Source organism: uncultured Anaerofustis sp. (genome assembly GCF_938029165.1).
Lineage (GTDB): Bacteria > Bacillota > Clostridia > Eubacteriales > Anaerofustaceae > Anaerofustis.
On record NZ_CALHFB010000039.1, the window covers coordinates 83,568 to 103,690 of the forward strand.

The 20,123-nt window shown below is 30.9% G+C and carries 19 protein-coding genes; 11 read left to right on the forward strand and 8 right to left on the reverse strand.

All coding sequences use genetic code 11. The annotated features are described in order from the left end of the window. Positions 1–82: 82 nt before the first annotated feature. On the reverse strand, positions 83–934 hold the full coding sequence (locus Q0516_RS05095; RefSeq protein ID WP_294463844.1) for an aldo/keto reductase: 852 nt from the start codon (positions 932–934) through the stop codon (positions 83–85). A 342-nt stretch (positions 935–1,276) separates the two neighbouring features. Continuing rightward, the gene (locus Q0516_RS05100; RefSeq protein ID WP_294463845.1) at positions 1,277–2,116 is read right to left on the reverse strand and encodes a peptidoglycan-binding domain-containing protein; all 840 of its coding nucleotides are present in this window, start codon (positions 2,114–2,116) and stop codon (positions 1,277–1,279) included. 93 nt (positions 2,117–2,209) lie between these two features. Between Q0516_RS05100 and pyrR the strand changes: the two genes are divergently transcribed. Genes pyrR through Q0516_RS05115 form a run of 3 tightly spaced genes read left to right on the forward strand, consistent with a single transcriptional unit; the run spans position 2,210 to position 4,844 of the window. Beyond that, positions 2,210–2,710: a bifunctional pyr operon transcriptional regulator/uracil phosphoribosyltransferase PyrR gene (pyrR, locus tag Q0516_RS05105; RefSeq protein ID WP_117531703.1), complete on the forward strand. Its 501-nt coding sequence runs from the start codon at positions 2,210–2,212 to the stop codon at positions 2,708–2,710. 9 nt (positions 2,711–2,719) lie between these two features. Beyond that, a complete protein-coding gene (gene whiA, locus Q0516_RS05110; RefSeq protein ID WP_294463851.1) occupies positions 2,720–3,658 on the forward strand; it encodes a DNA-binding protein WhiA in 939 nt (312 codons plus the stop codon). A 37-nt stretch (positions 3,659–3,695) separates the two neighbouring features. Continuing rightward, complete coding sequence (locus tag Q0516_RS05115) at positions 3,696–4,844, forward strand: HD domain-containing protein (protein WP_294463853.1); 1,149 nt, start codon at positions 3,696–3,698, stop codon at positions 4,842–4,844. A gap of 28 nt (positions 4,845–4,872) precedes the next feature. On the opposite strand, the gene Q0516_RS05120 is transcribed toward Q0516_RS05115, so the two are convergent. The 4 genes from Q0516_RS05120 to Q0516_RS05135 are packed head-to-tail and all read right to left on the reverse strand — an operon-like array spanning position 4,873 to position 8,620. Beyond that, a complete protein-coding gene (locus Q0516_RS05120; protein ID WP_294463855.1) occupies positions 4,873–5,733 on the reverse strand; it encodes a nitroreductase family protein in 861 nt (286 codons plus the stop codon). After that, the gene (locus tag Q0516_RS05125; RefSeq protein WP_294463857.1) at positions 5,726–6,472 is read right to left on the reverse strand and encodes an ABC transporter ATP-binding protein; all 747 of its coding nucleotides are present in this window, start codon (positions 6,470–6,472) and stop codon (positions 5,726–5,728) included. Before Q0516_RS05125 ends, Q0516_RS05120 begins: the two co-directional genes overlap by 8 nt. Further along, positions 6,473–8,008 (reverse strand): glycine betaine ABC transporter substrate-binding protein, encoded by a 1,536-nt coding sequence (locus tag Q0516_RS05130; RefSeq protein ID WP_294463859.1) that lies wholly within the window; start codon positions 8,006–8,008, stop codon positions 6,473–6,475. 3 nt (positions 8,009–8,011) lie between these two features. Continuing rightward, complete coding sequence (locus Q0516_RS05135; RefSeq protein ID WP_294463860.1) at positions 8,012–8,620, reverse strand: 4Fe-4S binding protein; 609 nt, start codon at positions 8,618–8,620, stop codon at positions 8,012–8,014. A 157-nt stretch (positions 8,621–8,777) separates the two neighbouring features. On the opposite strand from Q0516_RS05135, the gene Q0516_RS05140 reads away from it, so the two are divergent. Then, positions 8,778–9,104 carry a helix-turn-helix domain-containing protein gene (locus Q0516_RS05140; protein ID WP_294463863.1) on the forward strand — a complete coding sequence of 109 codons (327 nt, stop codon included), beginning with the start codon at positions 8,778–8,780 and terminating at the stop codon, positions 9,102–9,104. Positions 9,105–9,185: 81 nt separating this feature from the next. Then, positions 9,186–10,280 carry a redox-regulated ATPase YchF gene (gene ychF, locus Q0516_RS05145; protein ID WP_294463865.1) on the forward strand — a complete coding sequence of 365 codons (1,095 nt, stop codon included), beginning with the start codon at positions 9,186–9,188 and terminating at the stop codon, positions 10,278–10,280. 114 nt (positions 10,281–10,394) lie between these two features. On the opposite strand, the gene Q0516_RS05150 is transcribed toward ychF, so the two are convergent. Next, positions 10,395–10,778 carry a hypothetical protein gene (locus Q0516_RS05150; RefSeq protein ID WP_294463867.1) on the reverse strand — a complete coding sequence of 128 codons (384 nt, stop codon included), beginning with the start codon at positions 10,776–10,778 and terminating at the stop codon, positions 10,395–10,397. Positions 10,779–10,986: 208 nt separating this feature from the next. Here Q0516_RS05150 and Q0516_RS05155 point away from each other — a divergent pair, with 208 nt between their 5' ends. Together Q0516_RS05155 and Q0516_RS05160 are read left to right on the forward strand one after the other, a co-directional pair. Beyond that, on the forward strand, positions 10,987–12,690 hold the full coding sequence (locus tag Q0516_RS05155) for a B12-binding domain-containing radical SAM protein (RefSeq protein WP_294463868.1): 1,704 nt from the start codon (positions 10,987–10,989) through the stop codon (positions 12,688–12,690). Positions 12,691–12,995: 305 nt separating this feature from the next. Continuing rightward, positions 12,996–13,139, forward strand: coding sequence for a hypothetical protein (locus Q0516_RS05160; RefSeq protein WP_294463870.1), 144 nt, complete (start codon positions 12,996–12,998; stop codon positions 13,137–13,139). A 41-nt stretch (positions 13,140–13,180) separates the two neighbouring features. On the opposite strand, the gene Q0516_RS05165 is transcribed toward Q0516_RS05160, so the two are convergent. Beyond that, positions 13,181–13,621 (reverse strand): hypothetical protein, encoded by a 441-nt coding sequence (locus tag Q0516_RS05165; protein WP_257480514.1) that lies wholly within the window; start codon positions 13,619–13,621, stop codon positions 13,181–13,183. A 117-nt stretch (positions 13,622–13,738) separates the two neighbouring features. Between Q0516_RS05165 and Q0516_RS05170 the strand changes: the two genes are divergently transcribed. The 4 genes from Q0516_RS05170 to Q0516_RS05185 all read left to right on the forward strand — a co-directional run bounded on the left by Q0516_RS05170 (position 13,739) and on the right by Q0516_RS05185 (position 20,096). Beyond that, positions 13,739–15,952: an ATP-dependent RecD-like DNA helicase gene (locus Q0516_RS05170; protein WP_294463874.1), complete on the forward strand. Its 2,214-nt coding sequence runs from the start codon at positions 13,739–13,741 to the stop codon at positions 15,950–15,952. 13 nt (positions 15,953–15,965) lie between these two features. Next, the gene (locus Q0516_RS05175; protein WP_294463875.1) at positions 15,966–16,706 is read left to right on the forward strand and encodes a ComF family protein; all 741 of its coding nucleotides are present in this window, start codon (positions 15,966–15,968) and stop codon (positions 16,704–16,706) included. A gap of 353 nt (positions 16,707–17,059) precedes the next feature. Further along, a complete protein-coding gene (locus tag Q0516_RS05180; protein WP_007049661.1) occupies positions 17,060–17,581 on the forward strand; it encodes a sigma 54 modulation/S30EA ribosomal C-terminal domain-containing protein in 522 nt (173 codons plus the stop codon). A gap of 181 nt (positions 17,582–17,762) precedes the next feature. Then, positions 17,763–20,096, forward strand: coding sequence for a DUF5317 family protein (locus Q0516_RS05185; RefSeq protein ID WP_294463877.1), 2,334 nt, complete (start codon positions 17,763–17,765; stop codon positions 20,094–20,096). The last annotated feature ends 27 nt before the right edge of the window (positions 20,097–20,123 follow it).

A 20,123-nucleotide genomic window follows, 5' to 3' on the forward strand; every position in this document is an offset into this window, starting at 1 on the left:
ACCAAATAAAAATTTTAAGTCAACAGCTAAATAAATATTAAAAAAAAGAGCTTATTTTAATAAGCTCCGTAAATCAATTTATTTAAAAATCTACTTCATCAGGTTTTGCACACTGCCCTCCGCAATATGGTATATTATCTATTACTTTCATATCTTCGTTATTTATTTCAAAATCAAACACATCTGCATTTTCTATTATCCTGCTTGGTGTAACAGACTTTGGAAGAGGAAGTATATTATGCTGAAGCACCCATCTTATACAAATCTGCGCCACTGATTTATTGTATTTCTTTGACAGTTCAATCAAAGTTTCGTTACTAAGCGCATCTTTTCTTCCAAGAGGAGACCAAGCCTCTACGACAATATCGTTTTTAATGCAGTATTTTGCCGTTTCGATTTGAGCAAATCCCGGATGAAACTCTATTTGATTTACCATGGGTTTGATTTTTGCCGTTTTCATCAATTCATCTATATGATGAGGTAAGAAATTGCTTAGCCCTATTGCTTTTACTCTTCCCGTTTCATATATCTCTTCAAATGCTCTCCATGTATCTGCATTTATTTCCTCCGCATTTTCAAACTGTTTTTTGTTTGCGGGCCAGTGTATCAAATATAAATCAAGATATTCAAGTTCTAAATTATCCATGCTCTTTTCGAATGCTTCTTTTGCACTTTTATATCCTCTATCACTGTTCCAAAGTTTGCTAGTAATAAATAAATCTTCTCTCTTTACTCCGCTTTCTCTTATAGCTTGTCCTACCCCTTTTTCATTCTGATAGAACCAAGCGGTATCTATATGTCTGTACCCTGCCTTGATAGCTTCCTTTACTCCGTTTACAACACTTTCACCGTCAGGAGTTTGAAATGTTCCGTAGCCTATACACGGAATTTCATAACCGTTATTTAATTTAAATGTGTCAGTTAAACTTTTCATTATTTCACCTCGCTGTTTATATTATATTTATTTTATCACTGTTACCTTAATATAGTAAATAAAAATCATATTAAAATATTTATAATTTAAATTTCGTATAAAACAAAAGGAGTAGTTAAACTATTACTTTTATTTTATAAGAATTACCATAACGTATTTTTCTTTTATTCTACTTATAGTTATTTAGATAGTCAGTTATAGCCTATTTAAAATCCATTTTAGTATATTAAATATCATAGTCAAATAATATATAAAAAATCTTATCATATAATTCATCTTTATATCAAACATTATTTCACTAACAAAAAAGCACCATATTTAGGTGCTTTTAAATGTTAATTATTAATGTTCATTATCTAATGAGTCCATCGTTTTTGTATCTAAATTACCTGTTACACTTAATCCTTTTTTAGTCTGGTAACTTTTTACCGCAGCAGTAGTCTTAGCATCAAACGTTCCGCTGGAAGTTCCCTTCAAATACCCTGTCCTTATTAAAATTTCCTGATAATCTTTAATGACATCTCCCTTATGACCTTCTTTATAAGTCAAAGTTTCGCTGTCGAGACTTCTTCTTGTTTGAGGTGTCATCGTTCCCGTAACAGGAAGGCTTCTTTCTTTTTGATATTTTTCACAAGCTACTTTTGTTTCGGCAGTATAAGTACTGTTAGGTTCCTTAGGAAGATAGCCGAGATAATACAAAATATAATTATATTTCTTAATATCTTCACTGGATTTACCGGCCTTATAATCCACAACTTCATTATCCAGAGTCTGCATAGTTAATTTATCAAGCTTGGATGTTTCTTTTATCCCTCTGCTTGTCTGATATTCTTTTACTGCTTTTGTAGTCGTGGAATCAAAAGTATTATTAGGAGTATCGGAAAGATAATCCAAATAATAAAGGATCAATTTATAACTTAAGATCTCATCTCCGCTTTCCCCTTCCGAAAAAGTCTTGGAATAATCCTTATCCACATTATTTAAATTCAAATCATCATCGTCCGTGATCTTACCTTCCAGGTAATCGGACAAATTACCCGCAAAAGCATAATAAAGCGTCTTGGACGAAAGATTTACAGAATATGATTCGTTTAAGTATTTCTCGCTGCAAAATGATGCACTGAGCAATATAAAAAACATAAATGCTATTAAATATATTAAAAATGATTTGATTTGTTTCATTTAATTACCTCAATATTTGGACAATTTTTTATAAATATGTTATGATTATAACATAATATAGTATTAAAACAAAATATTTTATTGGAGATTTAAATGAAAATTTTAATGACTAATAATGATATAAATCGAAGCATTAAGAGAATTGCCTATGAGATTGTGGAAAAGAACCATGGAGTGGAAGACTTGGTCGTGGTGGGTGTAAAAAACGGAGGAGTTTCTCTTGCCAAAATGCTCGCAAATCATTTAAGCAGTATGGAAGACACGATAGTACCGGTCACTTTTGCGGATATAACGCCTTTCAGAGACGATAAAAAAAAGACAGAAAAAATAGAACAGCTGGACATTGATATAAACGATAAACTGGTAGTAATAGTAGATGATGTACTGTTTACCGGAAGAACTACGAGAGCAGCCCTCGAATGTATTTTCAGTTTCGGAAGACCAAAAAAAATACAACTGGCTATTTTAGTGGACAGAGGACACAGACAAATACCTATAAGAGCGGATTATGTAGGTAAAAATATTCCTACGTCCATAAAAGAAAATGTCAATGTTGTAATAAACGGAGAGAATTCTTTTGTTGAAATAAATTAAGGAGTACACATGAGTTTCTGCAGCGATATAAAAAATAACTTGTGCCATATAACTTTAAACAATTTATATGAAAAAGAATGTGAATTATATGGATATCTTCACTGTATAAGTTCTCTTTCTTTAAAAGGAAGAGGAAGGCTTAATTTAATATTTGAAACCGAAAACCCTTCTGTTGCAAGAAGGATTTTTGCGCTTATTAAAGATGTATTTTCTATAAATATAGAAATTGCAGCTAAGAAAAACAATTTAAGAAAAGGGCATTTTTTATATAATTTGATCGTAATGGACAGTGCTGATTCTATGAATATACTGGATTATTTTAATATAATAAATTTCAGCGCCGGTTTTGAAATAAACAATACCATCAAAGAAGATATACTTCCTACGATAAGCGAGATAAGGCATTATTTAAGAGGTGTATTCTTATCCTCGGGATATGTCAGCGATCCGAAGAAAAAAGGATACCAAATAGAATTCGTATTCAATAAATTCGAATATGCCAAAAATCTAATCGATTTACTTAAAAATATTGATATAAACTTAAAATACGTAAAAAGAAAAGAACAGTATGTAATATACACAAAAGACTCTTCTACCATAACGGAAATACTGGGTAATATCGGTGCTCATAATGCGGTTCTTGAAATAGAAAGTACAAAAGTAATAAAGGAAATGAGAAATAATGTAAACAGACGTCTCAACTGTGAAACCGCCAACATGGATAAAACGGTAAATACTGCTTTAAAACAAATAAATGCAATAAACAAAATAAATGACAGATACGGAATGGATTATTTGGATGAGCCTATACTTACCTTAGCAAAAATGAGGCTAAATAATCCCGACGCATCCTTGAATGAGCTGTCGGGAATGTTCGATCCGCCCATAAGCCGCTCGACCATAAATAATTGGTTCAAAAAAATCCTTAAAATTGCAGATGGTATATAAAAATTTTATAAATTTATATGAAAGGCAAGTTGGAACAATGGGAAATTTTAACACAGAATTACTGCTTAAACATCTAACAAATATTAAAACCAATCCTATTAGAGAAGAACAAACAAAAGCTTTTTATGATAATTTAAAAGACAAGTATTTCAGTAAACTGGATAAAATCAAAAGCTCTTCTTTAAATGAAAAAGAATTAATCGCAAAAGAGTTTTTAGAGAAGCTAAAACAATTCAAAGAAGATTATAAAACATTTAAAGAAAATATTTATAAGCATTACGATACAAATAAAACAGAACTGATTTGGTACTATAGTGAAATTTTAAATATCCTTCATCCATTATCAGAAAAAAGAAATACCAATGAATTATATATTGAAATAAATAATCTTTATAAAGATTTATTTGTAAAATATTATTACAACGATTTAGGTAACAGGATATACGAAGTAAGTTCTATATCAGTCTATTACATAACGCTGAATGATACCGAATGGCAAATAGATATAGGAAAAGATATAGAGTATGAACTAAAGGAAGATCCGGATAAATACATAGAAATAACCAGAGACGAGGCTGAAACATTTGAAAACTTCTTTATGCAGGATTTGAATATATGGTATACAAGCAGCATAAGACAGGCTGTAACATATGCCACATTTTATTATCAGGGAATGAAAAGGAAGATATCGGGGAAACCATATATATCCCATGCACTGGAAACACTTCTTATTACATCAACTCTTACCGGTGACGAAAGCGTACTTATAACAAGCGTACTTCACGGACTTATAAAAAATACAAATGTCGATATAATCGAAGTAAAAAAATATTTTGGACTCGATGTTGCTAAGAGACTATTATATTTAACGCAAATGGAAGATAACTTAGATAACGACAAAGAATGGAGCGAAGCAAAAAAGAATATACTCTACAAGCTGGATAATGCATGTATTGATATCAAAATCATAATCCTTTCAAATGAACTCTCCAAGCTAAGAGAAATAGACAGAGATTTTCAAGTTTATAAAGACAACATATGGCAGCATTTCAGCGAAACGGATAAAAAGAAACATAGATGGTATCATGAAGAAGTATTGAGAAGATTATATGAACTGAGAGTAAGCCGTGCTTATGAAGAATATCAAAAATTGATATACATACATCTTACCAATATATTTAATTAAAGCACTTACAAAAGTAAGTGCTTTTTTATTATATAAATTTTAATATTTTGATTTTTAAATTATCCTCTTTTTGTACTCCCCTGCTATATTTAATTTCAGGATAACCAAAACCGATAAACATAGATACATAATGATTTTGTGGAATTTGAAGCATTGCTTTTTCTTCAGGCATTAAATTCAAAACATCTAAAGGATACGTCATGGGGATAGCTCCAAGACCTCTGGAGGCACATAAAAGTTCAAAGTATGCACATGCTATATTTACATCCTGGACATAACATCCTATGCCTATCGGTGCATGCGGTATTAATACATGAGGTGCACCGCAAAACAACATATCGGGACGAACTATCTTTTCCCATACCTTCAATTGATTAAAAGACTTCTCATCATACCCCTCTGCATATATTCCTTTGCGGGCAAGCTTTATCATTTTTTTGTAAATCAAATCATGGAAATATTTCAACTGATCCCTATCATCTATCAAAACATATTCAACCAAACTTTTATTTCCGCCATTCGGCGCAGCCTGCAAAATATTCAACATATTCTCTATAATTTTTTTATCTACATTTTTATTTAAATAACGCCTATGAGCTCTTCTGTTAACCATAATGGAATCCATAATGTCACCTGACTTGCTATAGTCAGGAACAGGAATACTATTTTGAGGTTTTTTATTCAAAACAGAAATAGCACCAACCGGGCATACTGCAAGGCAATGCTGGCATTTCCAGCATCCATCCCATCCAAAACAATTTATTTCCTTCATTTTAATCTTTTTTTCTTCATTAAAATTCAATAACTGGCCAGGGCAAACCTTTATACAGTTTCCACAGGATATGCACTTTTTATTATCAACATAAAAATCTGCAAAGTTTTTATTCATTACCGACACCCCCAACCGACTTTATTAAATTTCTGACAAATTCGCTTCCCGGATTATTTAGTATTTCTTCTTTTGTTCCGTACTGCTCAATCTTACCTTTATCCATTATAAGGATTTTAGTACCGAGTTTAAACGCTTCCTTTATATCGTGAGTAATAAAAACTATAGTTATATCCGTCTTATTATATACTTTTAGGATTTCATCCTGAAGCTTCATTCTCGTTATTTCATCTACCGCACCGAAAGGTTCATCCATAAGAAGGATTTCCGGGCTTGCGGCAAGAGACCTTGCAATACTGACTCTTTGAGCTTCCCCTCCCGATAATTCATCGGGGTATCTTTCTCTGAACGAATCCTCAAGACCTACTATACCCATCCACTTTTCCACAGCTTTTTTAGTTCTTTCTTTATCCTTCTTATTTAGTAGATTAGGTACATAAGCTATGTTTTTTTCAACATTCATATTTGGGAACAATACACTGCCCTGAATCGCATATCCTATATTTCTTCTAAGCTTTATCTTATCTACGTCTTTATTATTTACACCATCTACGAATACATCTCCCCCGCTGGGTTCAATCAGACTGTTTATCATTTTAAGCATCGTAGTCTTACCCGAACCGGAACTGCCTATAACAGTCAAGAATTCTCCCTTTTCTATACTCAAATCAAAATCTTTTAATACAGTATTATCTCCGTATATTTTGGATACATTTTTAAATTCTATTACACTATTCATTTATTTATCCTCCAAAATATGATTTTTGACTAAAAATTCATGAGAAACGGTCTTAGCATCTTTTCCGTTACCCTCTACGTCATAATTCATCTTCGCCATTTTATTATCGTCAAGTACGCCTTCAAGCTTTGCAAGTGCAATTTTGATTCCAGGGTATTCATTTAAAATTTCATTTCTTATGACCATCATACACATAGCGGAAGAAAAGAAATTTTTATCATCTTTAAGAACCACGACATCGCTTACGCTGAGCTGCCCGTCAGTAGTAAATATATCCATTACATCCACTTTTTTATTGTTTATTGCTTTATACTTAAGTCCTATATCAAGATCGGTAGTTTTCTTAAAATCAAATCCGTACTCTTTACATAAAGCCTCATAACCGTCAACTCTTTCAAAGAAATCATATTCAGCTCCGAAGTTCAGCTTATTTGAAACTTTTGCCAAGTCGGAATAAGTCTTTAAATCATATTTCTCGGCTAAATCTTTTCTTACTGCCAAACCGAAAGTATCATTAAATCCGAAATTACAAACCCATGTAAAATCAAATTTTTTATCATATTCTTTATTTAATTTATTAAACATTTTTTCATCGTAAAAACCGTCATGCTTTAAAACCATGTTCCAGCCCGTAGAGGTATACTCCGGATACATATCGAATTCTCTATTTTCCATACCCGGCTGGATATTTGAAGTTCCGCCCCCTACTCCCTGAGTCAAGTTTACTTTTAAATCTGTTTCGCTTTCTATTACTTCTTTTAACATCTCACTTATGATATATTGTTCTGTCATCGGTTTTGAAGCAATATTTATTGTCTTTTTATTAAAAGTATTAAACATTGAAACTCCGAAACAGATGACTATCAAAACAGTAATAAAAATAACAAGTTTTTTGCTTTTACCTTTATTTCTTCTCTTGGTAATATTCTTTTCTATAATGCCAAGGATAAAATCGATCACAACAGCTAAGAGAGCTATAAGAAAACTTCCTATTATAGTCATAGCAGTATTGTTCGTTGTTATACCTCTGTAAATACTTACACCTAATCCACCGGCTCCTATAAATGAAGCAATACCCGCTAATGCTATAGTCATTGTAGCCATGTTTCTAAGCCCGGAAATAATAACAGGCATAGCGAGGGGAAGTTTTATTTTATATAATATTTGAAAATCGGTACTACCCATACCTTTTGCTGCTTCCAAAAGTTTATCATCTATATTTACTATACCTGTGTAGGTATTTCTAACCATAGGAAGGAGTGCATATATGCTAAGTGCTATAATAGCCGTGGTATTCCCTATCCCCGATAAAGGGATCAAAAATCCAAGCAGTGATATGGAAGGGATAGTATATATAAAATTGACCAACGAAAGGACAAATTTAGAACTTTTTTGGTATTCACTTATTAAAACCCCGAGAATCAAACCTATAATTCCCGCGACAACTATTGCAGTCATGGAAATCTTTAAATGTTCAAGAAGTAAACCGAGAAAAAAAGATTTCCTCTCCACAAATAAATTTATTATCTCACTCATTCGTTACCACCTTTCAACTGCCTTAACGGGACAGTTTTCATAACAAAGACCGCAGTGAAGACAATTTTCATTTTTTATATTCATTATACCATTTAATTCATAAATTGCACTCTGAGGACACAAATTAAAACATTTTTTGCAGTTTATACATGTTTCATTGATAAAATACCCCTTATCTTTTATTTTTTCTCCTCCAAAAGAAAAAGTTTCTCTGTAAATCGGATGTTTTGATAAATCAAAATATTCTATTATACCTTTATCTATACAAAAAACATCCAGGATATCCCTGCTATCCCCAGGATAAACTTCATTCATAACGGGGTTACATTCAAATATTTTATCAAGATAGTATTTATTATCTCCTACCTTGTTTGCTTTTCCTTCAAGTCTTATAGATTCAAAATTTTCTGTAAGAGCCGTAACGGCAACTTTATTATTAGCCATTAACTCTTTGTAAAAATCCTTTCCCCTTGCCGTCAAAAAATATAGTTTTTCATCTTCCACCAGCATTACATCGATTATCCTGCATTTTGGATTTGTATTTTTATCGACACTTGAAAAAGAAACATCTTTTATTTCACGAAGAACAATTAATAATTCTTTTGCGTTCATAATATCCTCCTTGTTGACTTTTTATTTTATAATGCTATAATATTCCACAAAGCTTCTTTTGTAAAGTAAGCACTTTTGGGTAACTAAAGTATACAATAGATACTATTATGATAAATAAAGACAATAATAAGGATATTTTTAGAAAGGAAATTTAAAAATGAATAAAGATTTACCGGTTTGTCCCGTTGAAACGACCCTTACCTTAATAGGTAATAAATGGAAAGTTTTGATAATCAGAGACTTGATTGACGGAACAAAAAGATTTGGAGAATTAAAAAAATCAATAGGTTCCATATCTCAAAAAGTGTTGACTTCCAATTTAAGAGATATGGAAGAAAGCGGACTTATAAAAAGAAAAGTATATGCGGAGGTACCGCCCAGGGTAGAATACTCCCTTACCAAAACCGGGGAAAGCCTAAAACCTGTATTGGATTCGATGATAAAATGGGGAAGCGATTACAAACAAAACGTTATAGAACAATAATTAAAACTATTTTAATCATCGGGCTTTACTAAAGAAAAAATATATTATATACTTTATAAAGATTATTTTAAGGAGAAACATATGAAAATCGGATTAGTAGGACTGCCAAACGTAGGGAAAAGCACATTATTCAATGCACTTACAAAAGCTAATGCGGGAGCGGAAAATTACCCTTTCTGTACGATAGAACCAAATGTAGGGGTAGTAAATGTTCCCGATCACAGAATAGATAATTTAAGTAAACTTTATGATACATTAAAGACAATTTATGCCACCGTTGAGTTCGTGGATATAGCAGGACTTGTTAAAAATGCGGGAAAAGGAGAAGGGCTTGGAAATCAGTTCTTATCGAATATAAGAAATGTACACGCAATACTCCAAGTAGTAAGATGCTTCGATGACGGAAATATAACACATGTAGACGGAAGCATAGATCCCGTCAGAGACGCTGAAACGATAAATTATGAACTTATATTCTCTGACTTGGAACTTATAGATAAAAGGATTTTGGCGGTTCAAAAAGCGGCTAAAAGCGGCAGAAAAGAAGAAAAGTTAATGCTTGCAGCACTTGAAAAAGCTAAAAAATATCTTGAAGAAGGCAAATTTATCAATTTAGATAAATTCGATGAAAACGAAAGTGAATATCTAAAGACACAAGACCTGCTTACAACAAAACCAATCATGTATGCAGCAAATGTCAGTGAAGATGATTTACTTGAAGACAACGAATATGTCAAAGCATTAAAAGAATACGTAAAGGGAGTCAATCCCAATATAGAAGTAATAAAAGTATGCGCAAAAATTGAAGCTGAATTAAGCGAACTTGATGATGACGAAAAGAAGATGTTCCTTGAAGACCTTGGTATAAAGGAATCAGGACTTGATCAAATAATAAAAGAAGGATATAAGATCCTCGACCTTATCACATTCCTAACAGCTGGTAAACAAGAAGTAAAGGGATGGCAGATTAAAAAGGGAACAAAGGCTCCGGGAGCTGCGGGGAAAATCCATTCTGACTTTGAAAGAGGATTTATAAGAGCGGAAGTGACTAAATATGATAAGCTCATGGAAGCCGGCAGCGATGTAAAAGCAAAAGAGCTTGCATATACAAGAGTAGAAGGTAAGGAATACGTCGTTGAAGACGGAGATGTAATATTCTTTAGATTTAACGTATAATTAAAAGAACCTATTCAAAGGTTCTTTTTAATATCAAACAATACGGGGCACTACGCCTTCTACGCAGATTCCGCGCCCCTAACTTTTCTAATTTTCAATTTTATATACAACTTATCAGTCAATACTATCCTTTTTATCATCTTTACCAAAAAACATAAATAAATATAAAGCAACAATAAAAAACAAAGTATAAGGACTAAAAAAATAATGAATAACCATAAATATACTTAGTCCCCATAAAACTAATAATAATATAATATACGACAGCAAAATAATTTTATTTATTTTATCAGTTTTATAATCATTATAATATTTAACAATTATAAAAATAAAAATGGAAGCTAATATCCCGGCAATTATATCCATACAATATCTTACTTGCATTGTCATTAAAAATCTATCATAATAATAATCCAACTTTGTTTCAAAGTAAGGAAGAACAAAAATCAAATACAAAGGTAATAGTATCAGTGACAAATAATATAATTTCTTATTCATATAAAATCCTCTCATTAAAAAATATGTAACTTTATAATCATCCTCTTTTATGAGATATTATACCATACAAATCTTTAAACCAAGTATATACATAATGGTAATCTTATTAATTTATACCTAAAAATCAATTAAAATCAATAAAAGCCTTTAAATTATTAATTTAAAAAGATATACTTCTAAATATAACTTTTTAATTAGGGAGAAAAACATGAAAGTAACTTTAGTAGGCATAAACTCAGCCTATTCACATACAAACTTAGCAGTATACTATCTTTTAAATAACTCTATTCCAAAAGGAATTGAAGCAAATGTAAAGCAACATAATATAAATATGCTGGAGGAAAATGTAATTGAAGACCTATTCTATGAAAAAAGCGATGTTTACATATTTTCTTCTTATATTTGGAATATAGAGTACGTTCTTAAAGTTGCTTCGTCACTAAAGAAAACGACAAATGCAAAAATCGTTCTTGGAGGAAGTGAAGTAAGTTTCAATGCAAAGAATTACTTTGATAACTACGACTTTATAGATTATATAACTGCGGGAGAAGGCGAAGAAATAACTTATAAGCTGCTTGACGGATTAAATAATAATGAAAAAATAAATATAGAAAATGTATTTGACAAAAATTCCAAAGACTACACTTATATAAAAAAACATATAGACTTTAATAAAGTCATATTTCCATATAAAAATATAGATATGAAAGAGTTTGAAAATAAAATCATATATTATGAAAGCCAAAGGGGATGCCCGTATAACTGCAGCTACTGTTTATCGGAGCTGGATAAAAGCCTGAGATTCAGAGATTTAGATAAAGTAAAAGAAGAAATAATGTTCTTTATAGATAATGATATACCTTTGGTCAAATTTATTGACAGAACATTCAATGCCGACAATAAACGAGCAAAAGAAATAATTAAATTTATTCTAAAAAACAGCAGACATACAAAATTTCATTTTGAAGTTTGTGCAAATTTACTTGACGATGAAATAATCGAACTGCTTGGAAGAGCTCCAAACGATATGTTCCAGCTGGAAATTGGACTACAGTCTATAAACGAACATACCATAAAGGAAATAAACAGAACTACGGATACTGAAAAAATAGGTATCAATGTTCTAAAACTCTTAAAAAACGATAATGTTCACATACACTTGGATCTTATTTCGGGTCTTCCATATGAAGATTTAAATTCATTTAAAGAAAGTTTTAACTTTGCTTATAATTTGAAACCCCATATGCTTCAGCTTGGGTTTTTAAAGATCCTTCACGGAACAATGATGGAAAAGAAAAAGAAAGATTATGATTTAAAATATAATGATTTTACACCATATGAAATATTATCAAATAAATGGTTAAGTTATGAAGATATATCTAATTTGAAAAATATAGAATTCCTCGTAGACAGGTATTTTAACTCAAATAATTTTTATAATACACTGGAATATTTTGTAAATAGGATAGCAAATACACCTTTTGATTTTTATGAAATGCTAAAAGATTATTTTATAAAAAATGAATTATTTAAAAGAAGTATAAGTAAAGATGATTTATATGAAATCTTATATGATTTTCTAAAATCATACGATGAAGAAATTGCCTATAATTTATTAAGCTTCGATTATTTAAGTTATGTGAAAATAAGAAAGCCAAAAAAAGATTTTATAGAAAAAATAGGAGTTTTAAACAAAGAAGAAGTTTTTGAAATGTTAAAATCCAAAGATTTCAGAGAATTATACTTAAATGAATATAATGAACTTTCAAACAAGGAACTTTATAAAAAAATAAGTCTGTATAAATTTGCAATAAACCCTATTACAAAAGAAAAGAAAGAAACAACGATTTTATTAAAAAATAAAAAGCAAAATAAAGTCAGACTTGGTAATGAATATTTTTGCTTAAATTAAGAAGAAGCAAATAAATATAATAAAAATAAACCAAATTAATGAAGAAGAATTAAATTGTTTAGTTAATTTATGGAAAGATAATGTTAAAGTTACACATATATTTTTAAAAGAAGATGATATTAAAAATTTAAATCCTATGGTAAATGAAGCATTAAAGCAAATTCAACATTTATTGATTATAAAAGATAATGATAAAATCAAAGGTTTTATTGGTATAGAAAATAATAAAATATAAATGTTATTTGTAGAAGTAAACAGCAGAGGCACAGGTTACGAAAAAATTAATTGAATATGTCATAAATAATTTGAATGTAAAATATGTTGATGTAAACGAACAAAATCCTAAAGTATTGGAATTTTATGAACATCTGGGTTTTAAAATCTTTAAAATAGATGAATACGACGAACAGGGAAATCACATCCCTATCCTTCATTTGGAGTTAAAATAAATTATAAAAATAAACCTCACATAAAAATATTATGTGAGGTTTTAAATTTCATTTGCATTTCTCATATAATTTGCAACATCATCGGGTACAGCAAAATCATATCTGGCACCTATGGATTTGAATCTAACGACAGATTTATCCTTATAAACAGCAAAGCTGTTCGTATCTTTTTCATCGCTTAATATGTATTCATAGCAGTATTCTTTATCAAATGAGCTTTTATCACTACGTTTATAATTGGATTTATCGCTTGCTTTCCATTTATCTATCTGCAAATTATCCACAAATTTTGCTATTCGTTTTTTATCTCTTATTACCTTTATAACTTTATCATTAGTTCTATCCATTACTTCAATTTTATTAGAAGATTTCAGTACATCACTGTACTCCCCTATCGGTTCTGCCTTATTAACAGAAGAACAAGAAAAGAAAAATACACATGACAACATTATAAGAAGCATGCTACATAAAAACTTTTTCATAATTCCCTCTCAAAACTTTCGTTTTACCTATATTATCACAGTTTTTAATTTTTAACTATAGATTATATAACTTTTTTACTAATTATGATATAATTTTTCTATTAATGAGGTAAAAAAATGGTTGAAACGATAAAGGGAACGATAGACAGGATAATATATCACAATTCAGATAACTTATACACAATTGCAGATGTGGATGTGAACGATATTTTAATCACCATTGTTGGGTATTTTGAAAATTTAAAACCTGGAATAGAAATAGAAGCTGAAGGTGAATATATCAATCATATAAAATACGGAGAACAATTTAAGGTAGAAAAACTTGAGATAGTCATACCTACCGATACCGATTCTATTTATAACTATTTAAAAAGCGGAATGGTCGGAGGTATCGGACCTAAAAAAGCAAAAGAAATAGTAGAGCATTTCGGAGATAAAACGCTGGAAATTTTAGAAAAAGATCCAATGAGACTTTCAGAAGTAAAAGGTATAGGGAAAAAGACTGCACTTTTAGTCGGGCTGGAATATAAAAATCAAGGAAATATGAGAGATATTGTCTTAAAACTTTCTAAATATAATATCAAACCTAACTATGCAAAAAAATTATACGACGAATATAAGGGAGACACTTTAAACATAATTCAAACAAATCCATATGCGCTGATTGATGATGTATACGGGATAGGATTTAAAAGGGCAGACCAAATTGCCATGAGCGTGGGTATAGAAATGGAAAGCCCTTACAGAATAATAAGCGGGATCAAATATACTCTAAGCAGTTGTTACAGAGACGGCAATACTTATATATTAAAGGATGAACTCGAAGAAAAAGTTGCTAAGATACTTGGAGTTAACAAGGATATAATATCTCATAATTTAGCTAACTTATTTTTAGATGACAGTGTAATACTCGAAGTTACGGAAGATGAAGAAAGATGTTTTTTAAAAGAATTATATGAGTGCGAGATCGAAAGTGCCAAGAACCTTATGAGTTTAATTTCTTATAATGAAAAGGACAATGAGGAAATTGACTTTGATAAGCTCATTAAAAAGTATGAAGAAATAAACAAGATAAACCTTGATAAAACACAGAAAGAGGCAGTAATAAGTGCAATAAAATCAAAAGTATCTATAATTACAGGGGGACCCGGAACAGGTAAAACCACGATTATAAATGCTATTATTTATATCCTTGGAAGTATAGGTAAAAAATATACCTTGACAGCCCCTACGGGAAGAGCTGCAAAAAGAATGAGTGAGTCCACCAAAAGCGAAGCAAAAACGATCCATAGGCTCCTTGAATATGAATACACATTGGAAGACGAACACTTTCTGTCATTTGGTAAAAATGAAGATAACACCATAGAAAGCGAATATATAATAATTGATGAAATGAGTATGGTCGATATTTCTCTTTTTGATGCATTTTTAAAGGCTGTAAAACCTAAAACCTCGTTACTATTCGTAGGAGATATAGATCAGCTTCCGTCAGTGGGCGCAGGAAATGTCCTTTCAGATTTAATATCAAGTGAAATATTTCCCGTTACAAAACTCGATACTATATATCGTCAGGATAAAGAAAGCTTGATAATAACAAACGCACATAGGATCAATAAAGGTAAGATGCCGATACTAAAAAAAGAAGCAGACGATTTTTATTTTATAAACACCATAACTCAAGAAAAAATCAAAAGAAATATATTAAATATAGTTTACAACTATAAAAATACACCTTTGAAAAAATATGATTTACTAAAAGATTTTCAAATCATATCTCCACTAAAAAAAGGACTTGCAGGCGTAAGCGAACTAAATAAATCGGTGCAGGATATATTAAATCCAGCACATAATGCAAAAAATGAGATACAGCACGGTTCGACTACCTTTAGAGAAAATGATAAGGTAATGCAAATAAAAAACAATTATCAAATCAAGTGGACAGATATAAATACCCTTAAAAAAGGTGAAGGTGTTTTCAATGGAGATATGGGAATAATCAAAAAAATAGATAAAGAAAAACAAACTCTTGAAATCATATTTGATGATGAAAAAAGAGTTATATACCCTAAAGAGCAAATGGAAGAATTAAATCTTTCTTATGCCATTACCGTACACAAGAGCCAAGGAAGTGAATTTAAAGCCATTATAATACCGATATTCAGCGGATATTCCGGATTTTTAAACAGAAATCTATTATATACTGCCGTTACAAGAGCCAAAGAAATGGTCATTTTGATTGGAGAAGTCAACGGACTTAAATCAATGATCAAAAGTGTTCAAAAGAATAAAAGAAAAACTACACTTGCCAAAAGGCTGCACGACTTTTTATAAAGGAAACAAAAAAATGAGGGAAAATAATGTAATAAAAGAAGTAATGAATAAAATATTGTTTCCAAGAAATCCCAAATGCAGCGTCTGCAATAGGATTTTAATCCATAAAGATGATATTTACTGCAGTAAATGCGATGATAAAATGGAATGGATACACAGCAGAAGATGTGATATTTGCGGAAGAGCCATGGATAGTGACGGATATTCAAATATTTGTGAAAACTGTGAAAAGGATGAAAATTATTTCACGGCAGGTTATAGTTTATGGAGTTATGATAAATATTCCAAGAGAATTATAAAGAAAATTAAATACGGAGGGTATGAAAGACTTGCAATGAATTTAGGTGAAGTTTTATATAAAAATACTTTAAATTTAGACTTCCTAAGCGAAGTAGATATGGTCATCCCTACCCCTTCGGATAAAATAAGATTTATAAAAAGAGGATATAATCAAGCATATTTAATAGCTAAGGGCTTTTGTGACAAAAGAACCTTACCTTTAAGAGAAGATATAGTGATTAAAGAAATAGCGACAAAAGATCAAATCGGTCTTAGCGAAAAGGAAAGAAAAGCAAACTTAAAAGGAGCATTTAGTGTTAAAAATGATAATGATATAAAAGGTAAAACAATATTAATTGTTGATGATGTTTTAACGACAAGTGCAACTATAAACGAGATAAGTAAAGTCCTTCTTGAGCATAATGCAAATAAAATATACTTTTTAACCATAACTTCCAAAAAAAATATCAATTAAAAGACTATAAAAGTAGAAAATTTATGAAAACGTGTTATAATATAAATAAATTAATAATTATATATACATATTATAACTTGAAAATAAATCTACATATAGTAGATATGATAAATACAAATACATAATATATTTAAAAACAAACCAAAACATAATTAGTTCGAAAACAAATCAAATATGACCAAGACAAATTTACCTAAAAGTAATTAAACCATCAAAAGAAATAATATTAAAAAAATAGTTGATGATGTTTGATTAATAATGATAAGTTTGTTGAGAGATATTACTAGAATATTAAAAAGACTAAATTCATATTCTAGTACAAAACCATTTATTAAAGAAACGAGGTAAATAACATGAGAACTGACATTAAATTCAAAAATTATAATGGTGACTATGCTTTACTTGAAAAGGAACTGGAAAAGAAATTATCTAAACTAGATAAATATTTTCCAAAAGATCCTAAAGCAAACATTATGATAAGCGAAATAAGAGGCCTTGTTACAACTGAAATCACTGTTACGGTTGACTCTACATTTCTTAGAGTAGAAGTATCAGATAGAGATGTTAGAAATGCAGCGGACAAAGCAATAGAAAAATTGGAAGCTCAAATCAAGAAAAACAAAGAAAAACTTAAAAGAAAATTAACCGACTCTATCAGATATGATGAAAGCGAAGAAGATGTAGAACAAGAAGATTTAAAGATCGTTAAAAGCAAAAAATTTGCAATCAAACCAATGTCTGCGGAAGAAGCTGCATTACAAATGGAACTACTCGGACACATGTTTTTTGTATTCCTAAATGCGGATGATGAAGCAGTAAATGTAATATATAAGAGAAAAGATGGTCAATATGGCTTAATTGAGCCAGAATTTTAGACTAAATTCTTAAAAAGTATTGAATTTTTATTCAGAAAAATGTTAAAATGTAGTGTCTATGGTTTTAGCTATAGGCACTACAACAATATTTGGTAGAAAATTGTATAAAATATTTATTTTTATTAGAACGAATAGATTAATAATACTTTAGCTTTTTTACGGTATAGGAAAGGAATTGATTATGTTTTTACTTGAAATCGCAATTATATCCATAATAGTTGGACTAATACGAAAAGGAAGTATAAAAAACTTTTTTATCGGAGGACTGAGAGGCTGGTACATTTTCCTTGTAGCCATAGTGCTTTTCATGTCTCAGAAAGTATTGGCTCTGGCAGGTGTCACAGCATTAAATGATTATGCCTTCTGGATAACAATAGCAGCATACATATTATTATTTGTGGGATTATTCTTAAATTTAGAAGGGATATGGGCTTACGGTCTGCTTATCGGAGCGTTAATGAACTTCGTTATAATAGTTTTAAACGGAGGTCTAATGCCTGTAAGTGAAACAGCACTCGCCACAGCGGGACTTGGCAACGCCGTCGGAGCTTATATGACTAAATTTGGTTCAACCATGGCTGTTGCAACCGACTCAACGATATTCTTATGGAAATATTTGGGAGCGATCATACCTCTTCCCCTACCTTCGATTTTAGGAGAAGTATTAACTCCCGGAACCATAGTCATGGGTATAGCTTCATTTGGGTTTATACAAAGCATTATGACCACTCAGTATATGGATGAAGACGAATATGAAAAATACATGAGTGAATTAAGCAGTGAAGATAAAAAAGATATCCCTCTTCTTGACGATGCTTTGGAAGTTAAAAAAGAATCTAAAGGTAAAGATGATATATCAGACGATGACCTTGACTATACCACAAACATAAGCGATGAAACAAAAGAGCTTTTAGAACCTAGCGACGATGACCATACATTTGACGATTTAAAAGATGACGCACTTCAAAGTACTAACGAAGAACTCGGTGACGACTTCTTTGCCGATTTTGAACTTGATGATTTAAATGAGCAGGATATGAGCGAAGAAGCAGAAGAAGCTATAAATGAAGAAGAACTATCAGAGCTTGAAGAAGAAGGTTCTAAGTTAGAAGATGAAGATTTATTAAAAGAACTTGAAGACGAATTTAATGAAAACGAAGAAGAGTTATTTAATGAAGACGCATCATTGGACGAGCTAATGGATGATGCATTCTCAGAAGATGAATTTGAAAACGAAAGTGAAGAAGATTCTTTTGATTCATTACTTGATGATGCATTTGGCGAAGAAACCGAAGAAATATTACCGGCAGAACAAATAGAACCTGTTGAAGAAACCGATAATAACGATAATAACTTATTCGAAGATATAGCTCCGATAGCCGGAGCAGCGGGACTTGCTGCGGCAGGACTTGCTATGACAGATAATAAAAAAGATAACAAAGAACCTGACCTTGAAGAGTTATTGAATGAAGCTCTTGGAGACGATGAAGACGACGAAGATATCAACGAACTTCTAAATGAACTTAGAAACTTATCCAATAAAGATGATGATGTTATAAGCATATTGGATGCTGATAACACAGAAGAACTAGTTTTAGCTGAAGAAGATAACGAAGACAGCGGTATTGATTATGACTTCTTTAAAGACGATGAAGATAATATAAGTGAAGTGGAAACAGTAGAAGCTGAAGATTATGACAAAATAGAGGAATACGAAGAAGAAGATACTTCTAATATAGTTACAAAAGAAAATGAAGAATTATTAGATAGCAAACCTAGTATTTCATCAAGTGAAAACATAAAAGATGCAAAAGAAATGCTCAGAAGAGTCGGAACACCTAAAGTAAAAACATCCGATCCTGTAAATCCTATGCCTGATGTCGATGTAGATAGTCCTTTCATTATTGCTGACGGAAGAATTGTTGAAAATCCTTATTACAAATTTAAAAAAGGTACATCATCAAGAAGAGAAGAAGCATTATCATCACCTGAAATAGATGATAATGGGATATACGTTATGAGCGGAGGCGGACTTGCAAAGGTAAAAGGAGACAAAGTTGAGCCTCAAATACCAAAAGATACTCCAAGGAAAACACCGGTAAGGAAATCTAATATACCTAATCTAACATCTACACCAAGCTTTATAGATAAAGCAAAAGAAGAAATAGTAGAAGATAAACAGGAATTTGAACAATTCAGACCGGAGCCACAGGCGACTTTCACAAGAAGAGTAGAACCTCAAAATGAAAAGCCAAGAAGCGATATGTATTCTCAGTCGGTTATAAATACTAAACCACAAAGAGAACCTAGTATGACCATAGTCAATGACTCATCTACCGGAAGAACAATAAGTACAAACAAAGACAGTTATAACTATCCTAAAGAACAAGTTTTAAGAACGACTAAAGAACCTGTTTTGGATGAAAGCGGAAGAGAAGTTCCAAATCCATATGAAAAAGTGGAAATGAAAATCGGAGATGTGGAAATTAAGTTCTGGAAAAAAGATAATCAATAAAAAGTATAACCACGGCTGGTCCGTGGT